Origin of the sequence: Schlesneria sp., assembly GCF_036405755.1 — a bacterium.
Lineage (GTDB): Bacteria > Planctomycetota > Planctomycetia > Planctomycetales > Planctomycetaceae > Schlesneria > Schlesneria sphaerica.
This window is the reverse complement of the sequence record NZ_DASWWZ010000627.1, coordinates 1-11,373: the sequence shown is the minus strand read 5'-3', so window position 1 is coordinate 11,373 and position 11,373 is coordinate 1. Positions and strand designations below refer to the sequence as shown.

Below are 11,373 nucleotides of genomic sequence, written 5' to 3'. Positions count from 1 at the left end.
CAAACTGGTTCCCATAAAGCGATGGACGACCCAGTCGTGCGTCAGGACTCGTCGAGATCTCCAGCCGACGCTCGGCGTTTCTGATGAGGATCGGTGTCCCCTTCCCCCCACTGACTGTCATGGTATTCAGGCCCAGACCTGCAAGTGCTTCTCGAACACTGGCGAGCAATGGATGTTCGGCAACCTGCATTTCGTCTTGCGCAAACAGGGAGGAACCGTAGGCAACAAACAGACGTGGGTCAGCAAAGTTGACGTGCCATGGGGTGTCAGGGCCGCTCGGCGGGTAATCGTAAAAGTTCGGCTGCCGGTCCAGTGTGAGCGAATTTTGGAAGGAAACGGGATCCGGAATTTCTGAGTCCCACTGCGTCACATCCAGCGTGCTGGGGGGGATCTTCCCACCCGGATAGGCGTGTTCGTAGAGAGCGGCCTTGTGCGCGTGTTGAAATTGCGGAGGATACTCCGCAGCCAAGGTCACCGCGTCAAACGTTCGTCGGTACAGCGGTTCTCGCACGAGGAACTCCAGACAGCAGAGTAAATCCGGTCAAAGCGTTTCATGGTCCTTGCTGGCCGATCATTGATATTCATTCTGCCATCTCCAATCACCTCTCACAACGACGAACTGCGTGCATCCCGGGCCTCTGACCACGACCTCGGGTAGTGCAAGACCTGGGGCAGTGGATGTTCGTCGGTGGGGCTCGCAAGCCTTCTCATCGAAAAAGCGTGGGAAACGGCCGTAGGGTCAAAGTCTGCCAGTGGGGCCTGAGTGGCCGGTCATCCACCTCAACCGGCCACTCACGGGGGCAGGAAAACCGCAATCGCCCCAGCCGATGAAGGCTCTGCCCTGTTGGGATTGCGAGCGTGTCAGGGTGATGGTCCAGCTCCGAATGATCGCCGAACTTATCCTTCTGACGAGAATCGGCCCGACGATCACCGCTGACTGCGTGGCAGTACCTGCAAGCAGTGCAGCCGGAAATTGTCACCGTTGGAGGCGCGCGCACTGTGCATTCTGGAGCAAGACGGTTATCTTCACGCTTTCCAGAGAAACCGCGGCAGGATGCGCGGGCTGAACCAGATTTGGTGCTTTGTTTCCTTGAGGATCTTTCGGAAATGCAATTCGTGATCTCGCGGACTCGATGTCTGTTGTTGGCGTTTCTGCTGGTGTTGACTGTCGGGTGCAATTCCAAGACGGCAGCGCCGACAGCCGGGACCGGCGAAGACGGCGAGGCGGCAAGCGCGCCCGACGGAGGACGATCGAAGAAGACTCTGATTCCTATCAAACGCGATGTGAAGTCGATTGAAGGGAACTGGGTCGTTGTCGTGACGAACCAACGGACCGATGCGTATCAGTGGATCGTCAAGTTCACCCGCGGGGCCGACGGTAAAACGAATGCAGAGCTGCTGGAGGTACGCAGTGAAAATGGCGAAAAAGATCCGCTGCAGCTCGTTTCGTCCGAAGTGGATGGTGACTCTGTCAAACTGGTCTTCAAGCGGAACGACGCAACGTTTGACTTCATGGGGACCTTCCAGCAGGGGTTCATCCGAGGGACTCTGAAAGCAGGAGCGACCGAGGTCTATCTGGCTCGATTGCTGCCGACTGACGAGAAATCGCTTGAACGATTTGACCCGAACGGTCTCCCTCCCGGTTCCGATGTCTATGACGGGCTGATGAAGAGGAAGGACCTCAAGCCGGATGAACTGATGGAGGCAGCGCGAGAGCATCGGACCAGCCCTCTGACACAGGATATCTACAGCACCCTGATGAATGGTTCGTCCGGTGCCAAACTGGATGAGGCAACATTGAATGCGCTGATTCAGGACTACCGCGAATCGGCAAAGATCTGGGGACCACGCTGGCAGGTACGGACCGAAATGATCATGGCCGTCAGTCTGATCAACGGCCGTCAGTACACACGGATGGCGCTGGAGCACCTCGACGCCGCAGAACGCTATCTGGGGGATGACAAAGCGACCTACGCCGAGACCATCAACGCTTTTCGTGAAGCTGCGAAGGTCAATCTGCGTGTGGAAGACATTGCGTCCGAATCGGCCTCTGATGAAACCAAAGCCGCTGCCTTTGATGAACTGAGCGAATTGCTCAAGAAACAACCCTACAATGCAGAGATCCTTTACGCTTTGGCGACTCATGCCGAACGGACGGGCAAGACCGAAATCGCGATGAATTATCTGTCCGAGATTGTGGCGATGCCCATGCTGGAACTGGCATTGCTGCGAGCCCGGGCTGGTCAGCCACCCGATTCGGGGACCGCAACCGAATTGCTGAAGAAACTGTGGGCACAAAAGAACGGTAGCGAAGAGGGCTATCAAGAGTACGTTGACGAAGTCTACCGCCGACGAATCGGGGAATACCTCGACGAAATTCAAAAGCTGGTACCGACTCCTCCCCCAGCCGAAATGGGCGATAAAACGGTGCTGGTGGAACTCTACACCGGAATGCAGTGTCCTCCGTGTGTCAGCGCCGATCTGGCACTCGCGGCCATCCGCAAGACCTATCCCCACAATAATGTCGTGATCGTCCGCCTGCATCAGCATATTCCTTTGCCGGATGGTCTGGCCAACCAGGATTCCGAGGAACGAGGTGCTTTCTACGGCACGGGAGCGACCCCCACGATTGTCGTGAACGGGATGCTGCTGGACGGACGGTTCTATGCAGGACCGATTCAGATGGCCGGCAACGCCTACACGGTGCTTCGCCGCGTCATCGATCCGCTCGTCGTCGAAAAGACCGATGTTCGGCTGGACATTTCGGCAGAAGTCGTCGATGGTCAGCTTCAGGTTTCGGCCGCTGCGACAGGGATTCCCGAAGAGCTGCTTCCGTCCTGCCGCTTACGACTGGCCGTCGTCGAGAACGAACTGCACACCATCGTTCCGGAAGGATCGAATGGAATTCGCGATCACGAATTCCTTGTTCGCGAAATGCTGGGTGGAGCGAAGGGGATTCCACCGAAAAAGGGGGAACTGAAGTATTCGATCTCGCTCCCTGTCTCGGATCTCCAGCAGCATGTGGTCGACTATATCCAGCGTTACGAGGCGGGCCGCAGGTTTGAATTCCCCCCTGCGATGAAGCCGCCGATTCAGGGGCCGTTGTCGCTCGTCGCCTGGGTGCAGAACGACAAGGCAGATGAACAGACGCAGTCTCGATTGATTCTCCAGACGGCTGTCACCCCCATCAAGGGCGAAACCGGTTTTGGACCCGCTGCGACGGTCTCTGCTGTCGAAGAGACGCCTGCGGCGACCTCGACCGAGACGGAAGCTCCGAAGTCAGAACCGTCGACAGAACAGCCGGAAACGCCTCCTGCCGAAGCAGACGCGACACCGCCGTCTGACACCACACCGGAATCGTCTGACGCGACTCCCGACTCTGCGTCGGAGTCGACGCCGCCACCCCCTGCTCTGCCCGAAGAGTGATTTCCAGGCCCTGTCGGGTTTCGGGCATCAGGTTCCGTGCGTGAGTATGAGAATTCGTGCAGGAAGTCGGGCGTCGTATGTTTGAGCATGGGCGAGCATTGAACGAGTTCCTGGTGAACTACCTCGAGAACCTTGTCCGGGATCTCGAGGAACCCGACCTGGATCTCCAGCCGTTTGCAGGCTTGAATCCTCCCCGCTGGATCCTCGGGCATCTGGCCGTGAACAACGACTACGCCCTGCGGATCTTCGGCGGGCGTTTTCAATGCCCGAAAGAGTGGCACCGGAGTTACGCGCGCGGAACAACCTCCAGTTCTCCGACGGTGGTGGATGCTTCCAAAGAACTGCTGATGGAACGAATCCGCAGCGGGTTTGCAGAACTGCGCCAACGAACTGAAGCGGCAGACCCGGACGCCATGAGCCGACCGCACTCGATCCCGTTCCTGGAAGCGACCCCGATCAAGACGGTTGGCCAGGTGGTCACTCATCTGCTGACGACCCATCCCGCCACGCACCTCGGTCAGCTCTCCGCCTGGCGACGAGCCACCGGACGACCCTCGGTCAGTCTGGGAAGTGAGGGAACATAACTCATCGGATTTCGCGTCAGTCCCTTTCGATCAGGATCCCGGGGCCACTGGTCGAGACTGTTTGAATCGTTCAGCCCTTTCGTCGAAAAACGCCGTTCCCTGTTGTCATAATTCAGGAGTTTTCTTCATGCAAAAGGTTGTCTGCACAGCGCTCGGTACAGAAGGTGGACCTCATGTCGAACTGCTTTCCAAGGCGGGGTTTCAAGTCGTGGATGCTCCACGTGACGTCAACCTCTACAATCCCGAACTGCTGTTCCCCTACGTGAAAGACAGCGTCGCGGTGGTGGCCGGGTCGGAACCCTGGCCCGCGTCACTGATTGCGGCCTGTCCTCAGTTGCGCGTCCTTGCACGGACCGGTGTGGGCTTTGACGCCATCGATGTCCCCGCCTGCAATCAGCATCGTGTCATCGTGGCGACGACGCCCGGAGTGAATCATCACGCCGTCGCAGAACATACGTTCGCCTTGCTGCTGGGCGTGGCACGCGGCTTCCCCGCCCGCGACCAGCAGGTCCGGGCCTGCACCTGGCTCCGTGCGTCGACACCGCGGGTGATGGGACGGACCATCGGCATTGTGGGACTGGGACGAATCGGCCGCGCGGTCGCAACGCGTGCCGTCGGTCTGGGAATGAAAGTGGTCGCATTTGATCCTTGTTCGCAGCGAGAATTCTGTGAACAGTGGGGCATTCAGCTTGCCTCGTTTGAAGACCTGCTGCGCGTCTCTGACTACGTCACCCTGCACCTGCCGATGGGGGCCGAGACGAAACATATCATGAATGCCAGAACCTTCGGCCTGATGAAACCGGGTTCTGTCTTCATCAATACGGCTCGTGGTCTGCTGGTTGATGAGAACGCGTTGATCGACGCTTTGAAGTCGGGTCACCTGCGCGGAGCAGGCCTGGACGTCTTCGAAGTGGAACCGCTGCCGGGAGACAGCCCGTTGCTCAAGATGGAGAATGTCCTGTTGAGTGGTCATCTGGCCGGGCTCGATGACGAATCGCATCACGATACGCTGAAAATGAGTGCCGAAACGATCATTTCGCTGTCTCAGGGAGGCTGGCCCACAGAAGCGATCCGCAATCTTCCCGGCGTCACCGATTGGAAATGGTCTGCCAAGGGCTAAAATTGACGATGCGGCATTGGTCGTCGGGCGTGAGATGGATGCGGAGCGAGATCATGAGTACAGCCTGGCAAATGGTGATCGTGGCAGCCCTTGTCCTGTGGGCCGCTGCGATCCTCCTGCTCCGCATCCGTCGGCTCTTCGGAACACCCGCCTCCGGCTCCTGCTGCGGAGGCTGCCAGGGCTGCCCGGCAAAAGAGACAGACCAGGCCCAGGGACTCGTTCAGCTTCAGCCTCCGCCGATGATCAAGTCACACTGAAGAAGGGCTGAGCATCGACCCGCCTGCCGCAAACTATTTGTGCACTCGACAGTTGGATTGATCCGCAATGAAAACCCCTTGCTGGCCTGCTGTCAAGGGTTTTTCATCGGATTGGCTGACAGCAACCACAGAGCCATCCTGTAATGACACGGAGGGCTCCTCTGCGTCTCCTGCAACATCCAAAGGATAAGTCCCCGGAACGGGAGCTCTCCCCCATGGAAAGAGTTCACTGGAAAATGTGACTCTGCCTTTCATTCCGCACCCTTCTATCGCGTGATTTTTTCCGTTCCGTTACGGTGGCTGGATCCTCTCCGCGATCAAATGCGTGGGCAGGTGTGTCATCAATCCGGGCCTGAAAGTCTTCCCGCAACAAAGACAAAACATTCGAAGGCTCTGCCCACGGGGCAACAAGGTCGCAATGTGTAAGCAGGGCGACCGTTTTTCTAGATTTTTCTCAGCGACCGCTCACGTTGGTCCGTTTCGCCTTGCGTCCAAATGATTGGAAGCGGGGTGGAGATTGGCGCTGCGTGCTGGGGAGTCGTTGTTATTCTTGGGATCGTCCTTGTCCAGGCTGCTGCGGTAGCTTGGACGAGTGTCGTTATCAATCCCTCTTTCTGCCCCATCTCTTTTCGGCCGCGATTCGGTGCATTGTCGCGAACGAGATGGCGACTCGTGTCTCTTGACGGTGAAGTGTGGTCATGCCGCGAATGACCTGCGGCCATTGTTGATCATGTGCCGGGCATTCGCTTGTGGAACTCGGACTTCACGAACTGGCTGCAGAGGGGGTCGGTGGAAGGTGCTCAAGGAAGGTGCTCAAGGAAGGTGCTCAAGGAAGATGCTCAAGGAAGATGCTCAAGGAAGATGCTCAAGGCGCGCGGGATGGGGGGCTTGAGGTGGCGAGGCATTTTATTGGGATGCGGACGTCTCTGTTGTGGTTTCGTCCTTGGTAGTTAGCAGTCCGGCCCCTACTGGGTGGCGGCGGATTCCTGCGTTCGTGAAAAGCGTTTTTTCAGGTTTTCGCGTCCGATGAAGAGTGGTTCGGCGGGCGGGGCTTGTTGCTGTAGCCGCCTCGATTCCTTCAGGATGGCCGCGTGTCGCTCGGGGTTGTAGGGGTGCGAGCGGAAGAAGCTGGGCCAGTCGAGGGTGCCCAGTTCGTCGGGAGGCGGCTGTTTCGTAGGGTTTTTCTGGAAGACTTTGGCCATTTCCCGCGGGTCGTAGCCTGCCTGAAATGACCATCTGACACCGTCGAGGTCGGCGGCTCGTTCATCCTCCGGCCGGAAGGGGCGCGCCCATAACTTAATGAGGCGCGGGTCCAGAGGTTTTTGTGCTTTCCCGGGATCGGAAGCGGGAAGGGATTCTTCCAGAAGTTGCATTCGCCGCAGCGGCAGTAATTGATGGCCACGATCCAGATGCGACAGTTCATGTCCGACAATGCCGACCAGCGCCGCTTCGTTGGGAACCGCGTCCAGCAAACCTTCAAAGAAGATCAGTGTCCCGCCGGGGTAAGAACGAGCGTCGATACGGGGGGACCGGGCGACGATCACTCGAATGGATTTGTAGCGCTCTTTGTTGCGCATGAAAGGTTGAAGCGTGGAGACCAGGCTCTGCAGGTATTCAACGTCTCGTCCCTGATTTTCCAGGGCGATTCCAGAGTTTGCCAGTGTATCGAATGCGGACTCCAGAAGTTGCTCACCGAATTTCTGTTCTTCCGCAATCGCGATCGAGATTTTTTCCAGTTCGGCCCGTTCGTCTGCAGTATCCTCACCGAACATTTTTTCCAGGATGTCCCCTGGATTCGCAGGGATCTCGAAAGGAAAGCCATTCGACTGAGCGAACGTCGGGTTGCCCGACCAGACCAGTATCAGGCCTGTTACCGCAAGGGCTAAAGCAAGCCCCTTTCGGAGCCGTGAGTCGGAACGAAGGCCAGAAATTCGCATGACGTTGCTCCATGGAAGAGTCTGTTCACTGCGTTAGTCGGGACACGTGGTCGGAATCAGCGGTCGCAAAATACATCGGATGAGTGATCAGAGGAACTCTGGCGGATTGAACTGCATCTTGTATGCCTAGCAGAGAACAGATTGTCAGTCGACGACTCGCGAGACGGTAGTTTGTCGGCATTAATTCGGCGGCGGCGGTTCGTGGATGGGGGTTTGGTACGAGTGCCAAATTGCGGTAGTGAGATCGTCCCTTTTGAGTATTGGGCCATGGTCGAATCGGTTGTTCGGCCCTGCGGCTGTTCGGACGACAGGGCCCTTCCGGGTAGCATACTGCGGAGTCATCGGGATGTGAGATAATGCCGGGGGGCCTGTTCCGGCGAGAAGCTGACAATCGTACCGTTACAGGCGGTGTTCTCAGCGACTACAATAGACAGTGTCGATTTTGGCTGTAGGTAACGATCCGACGGGACGTTGACCAGGAGTGACTGATGCCGACCAACAGTTCGCTGACTAAACTCTCTCGCTCTTCCTCGACCGAGGAAATCATCGTCAGCGAACATCTCGCCGATCTGCGTAATCGGATTCGACTGCTGACTTGGGTTTCCGGTCTGGGCTGGCTGAGCGTGGCCTTTCTGGGGGGGCTGCTGGTCACCGGAACTCTCGACTGGTTAATGCATTTCGACGATTCCGGGACGCGACTGGTGCTCGGACTGGCGCTGTTGGGATTGTCCGGGTGGATGCTCTGGCGGCAACTGATTGCCCCCCTTCGTACTCCTCTTTCCGGAGCCTTCCTGGCAAGGCGTGTCGAACGGCAGTATCCCGGCCTGAATAATCGACTGCTCAGTGCGGTCGAATTCCTCGAGCATCGAATCGATTCCCGTCTCGGCTCGCCCGAACTGCAGCAGGCGGTCGTGGGGCAGGCGTTAAAAGATCTGGAAAAAATTGAGCCCGAGGACATTGTCGAAGCTCGTGCGATTCGCAATGTGACACTCGCCGGGGCTGGGGTCTTTCTGGTGACGGCGCTCGTTGTCCTGTTGCGGCCTCTCGAAGCGGCGACATCGGTTCAGCGGATGATGTTTCCTTTTTCCAATATCCCCTGGCCACGGGCGGTGGAACTGAAGCTGTTGCGTGCGGACCTGTCACCCGTCGACTTTGTGCCGGGCCAGCCGATCCAGCTTGCGCGGGGGGATACGCTGGAACTGTATGTCGAGAATGAGCGGGGAGGACTCCCGGAACGAGTCTGGTTTGAGTACCAGAACGAACTGGATGGGCCCGTTCTGCGGGATTCACTGCGACAGACCACGGTTCGGGATGCGAACGGCAAGTCTCACGAAACCGCCGTCATCAGTTGGATTGCAACTCGCGGATCAATCTGGCTTCGCGCCACCGGGGGGGATGACCATGTCATGCCGTTTTACCAAGTCGATGTCGTGCCTCCACCGGGGATCGAATCCCTTCAGGTGACGCAGACGCCTCCATCCTATTCAAAACAGCCGGTGCAGGTGTTGCCCGAAGGGGTCGGACACGTTCAGGGTTTGCTGGGTACCCGGATCGCGATTCAGGCCACGGCGGACAAGCCGCTGAAGATGGCCAAACTGCGGATCGGAGACCAGCCTCCCGTATCCCTGGAACTGGAAGAGAATCGCAAGACATTCTCCGCAAATTTTGAAATGAAAGACGCGGTCGTGACGAACTACTGGTTCGAACTGACCGATACGGAAGGGTTCACCGACCGCGAAGCCGTCCGCTACGAACTGCGGGGGATTGCCGACACGGTTCCGGATGTGGCGATTGAAACCCCCGTGAGTGACGTCCTGCTGACGGCAGATGCGGAACTGGAAGTCGTCGTACTGGCGAAAGACGATCTGGGTCTTCGTGACGTGCGGATCGCCTATCAGGTTGGCGACGACGAACAGCTCAAGCTGATTCCCCTGTTCCGTTCCGTGGCCGATGGGGACAAGCCCACTGGGCAGGATGCCGAGGGGGAACAGACCGAGGAGCAACAGACGGAGGGAGTGCCGCGGCACAAGGCCACTTATCAGTGGAAGATGTCGGACTTGAGCCCTGAACCGGGAACCAAGATCGTTTTTCGCGGGGAAGCGACAGACGACTATGACCTGGGTCAGCCGCACGTGGGCAAGAGTATTCCCCGTTCGATTCTGATTGTTTCCAGCGATGAAAAGCAGAAAGAACTCGCGATGCGGGTGAGCGATCTGCTGGGGGACTTGAAGCAGGCCACGCAATTGCAGAAGCGGGCTATGGAGCAAACGGAAGAGTTGCAGACCCAACTGGAGACGGTAGGGGAACTGCGTGATCAGGATCTGGATCAACTCCAGCGCGCCGAACTGGGTCAGCGACAGGCGGCATCACGACTGACTCATTCTGCAGATGGGGTCGAGACACAAGCACAGCAAATCCTCGAGGAATTCCGGGCCAATCGTCTCACGGACGAAGCGACCGAACAGCGGCTTCAACGAGTTGTCAGCGAACTGGGAACTCTGGGCAGAGAGACGCTCCCTGAAGCGGAACGGGCATTGATGCAGGCCCAAAAACTGGCCGAACAGGTGCGTCCCGAGAACAAAGGCCGCAACTCACCGGCGCGAATGGACGAGGGCTCTCGTACTCGCTCATCCACTTCAAATTCGTCGTCGACAGCGAAGTCGGATACGCAGGAGTCTCGTGGCCAGGAGCAAGGGACCAATGAGGGGACACCGTCCGGTGAAAATGTCCAGCAGCCGAATTCCAATCCGAAGTCGGATCCTCCTGCAGGGACTGAAGACAAAGCGAGTCCCGGATCAGGCACACCTGAGACTCAAGATCCGGCAGTCAGTTCGGTAACAGAAGAAGGAACGAAAGCGGAGGGGGCAGAGGAACCGGCAGCGCCGAAAAAAGGTGAGCCCGTCGATCAGGGAACGGCTCCTCCCGAATCTCCCCGGAAGTCGCCATCCCCCCCTTCCCGGTCACTGCAATCGGCACTGGCGGAAGCGCACGCTCAACAAGCCCGGTCGCTGGAATCGCTCAGTGAATTACAGGACTCGCTGACCGAATGGCGAGATCGCCGCGACGTATCGAAGGATCTCAACTCGGTCATCGCCGATCAGGAACGACTGCAGCAGGACGCCGCGCAGGTTGCTGCGGAAACCATGTCGAAGTCGGACGCGGAGCTGACAACACAGGAAAAAGCCGAACTCAACAAACTGGCGGATCGCCAGCGGAAGATTGCTGAACAGCTCGAACAATTCCGCAAGCAGCTCGACAAAACGTCGGAGCTGCTGCAGAAAAATGATCCTGATACCGCCGAGCGACTGAGCGAGGCAGGACAAGAGCTTCAGCAGCAGGAAACCGCCAGCAAACTTCAGGAAGCCGCGAACAACCTCGCAGAAAATCGCATGGGTGCTGCTGCTGACTCACAGCAGCAGGCCATGAACGAGCTGCAGGAAGTCGAGCGGATGATGAAGCGACAGGCGAGCGACAATACCGAGCAGTTCCTCCAGCAGACCGAGGAAGCGCTGCAGGAGTTTCAGGAGATCCGTGCTGAGCAGCAGAATCTGGCGGAACGATTCAATGAGCTGAACCAGCAGGAAGAATCGCTTGAAAAGCAGGAACAACAGGAAGAGCTGATGCGGCAGCAGGAAGAGCTGACCGAGCGAATGGCGAAGGCCGAGCGGAAGCTGGAGCGACTGCAGTTGCGTGGTGCGGCCGAAGCGGCCAACCGCGCTCGCAAGCGTCTGAATGATGTCATGAAGCAGGCACAGGAACTGAGTGACGAAGAGGGTGCCGAAGAGATGCAGCAGGCGATGGACGAGGCGCTGGAAGATCTCGACCAGGTGGAAATGGAACTGGCGCTGGAAAAACGGGTGGCCAAAGAGCGGCTGGCGTTTGAGCAACTGGAGAAGATTGAGGACCAACTGAAGTCGCTGCGCGAGCGTCAGGAAGCGGTGATCGCGGAAACGGTTCGTCTGGAAGAGGCAAAGCTCAGCGAAGGGAGGATGACCCGCGGTCAGGTGAAGACCCTGCTGGAACTGGCAGAGACGGAACGTTCACTGCAG

General features: G+C 58.0%; 7 protein-coding genes. 5 read left to right on the top strand and 2 right to left on the bottom strand.

Annotated features, from left to right (window positions below):
* A partial coding sequence (locus VGE80_RS20855) for a hypothetical protein (protein WP_440593988.1) occupies positions 1–511 on the bottom strand: 511 nt, incomplete at its 3' end.
* 596 nt (positions 512–1,107) lie between these two features.
* Here VGE80_RS20855 and VGE80_RS20850 point away from each other — a divergent pair.
* The 4 genes from VGE80_RS20850 to VGE80_RS20835 all read left to right on the top strand — a co-directional run bounded on the left by VGE80_RS20850 (position 1,108) and on the right by VGE80_RS20835 (position 5,387).
* Positions 1,108–3,426, top strand: a complete 2,319-nt coding sequence (locus VGE80_RS20850) for a hypothetical protein (protein ID WP_397569443.1) — start codon at positions 1,108–1,110, stop codon at positions 3,424–3,426.
* A 77-nt stretch (positions 3,427–3,503) separates the two neighbouring features.
* On the top strand, positions 3,504–4,010 hold the full coding sequence (locus VGE80_RS20845) for a DinB family protein (protein WP_397569444.1): 507 nt from the start codon (positions 3,504–3,506) through the stop codon (positions 4,008–4,010).
* A gap of 127 nt (positions 4,011–4,137) precedes the next feature.
* On the top strand, positions 4,138–5,130 hold the full coding sequence (locus VGE80_RS20840; RefSeq protein ID WP_373652833.1) for a phosphoglycerate dehydrogenase: 993 nt from the start codon (positions 4,138–4,140) through the stop codon (positions 5,128–5,130).
* Between the two features lie 53 nt (positions 5,131–5,183).
* Complete coding sequence (locus VGE80_RS20835) at positions 5,184–5,387, top strand: FeoB-associated Cys-rich membrane protein (RefSeq protein ID WP_373652832.1); 204 nt, start codon at positions 5,184–5,186, stop codon at positions 5,385–5,387.
* Between the two features lie 965 nt (positions 5,388–6,352).
* On the opposite strand, the gene VGE80_RS20830 is transcribed toward VGE80_RS20835, so the two are convergent.
* Positions 6,353–7,324: a M48 family metallopeptidase gene (locus tag VGE80_RS20830; protein ID WP_397569445.1), complete on the bottom strand. Its 972-nt coding sequence runs from the start codon at positions 7,322–7,324 to the stop codon at positions 6,353–6,355.
* Between the two features lie 488 nt (positions 7,325–7,812).
* Between VGE80_RS20830 and VGE80_RS20825 the strand changes: the two genes are divergently transcribed.
* Positions 7,813–11,373 (top strand): hypothetical protein (locus tag VGE80_RS20825; RefSeq protein ID WP_440593987.1); only part of this gene is annotated, 3,561 nt, incomplete at its 3' end.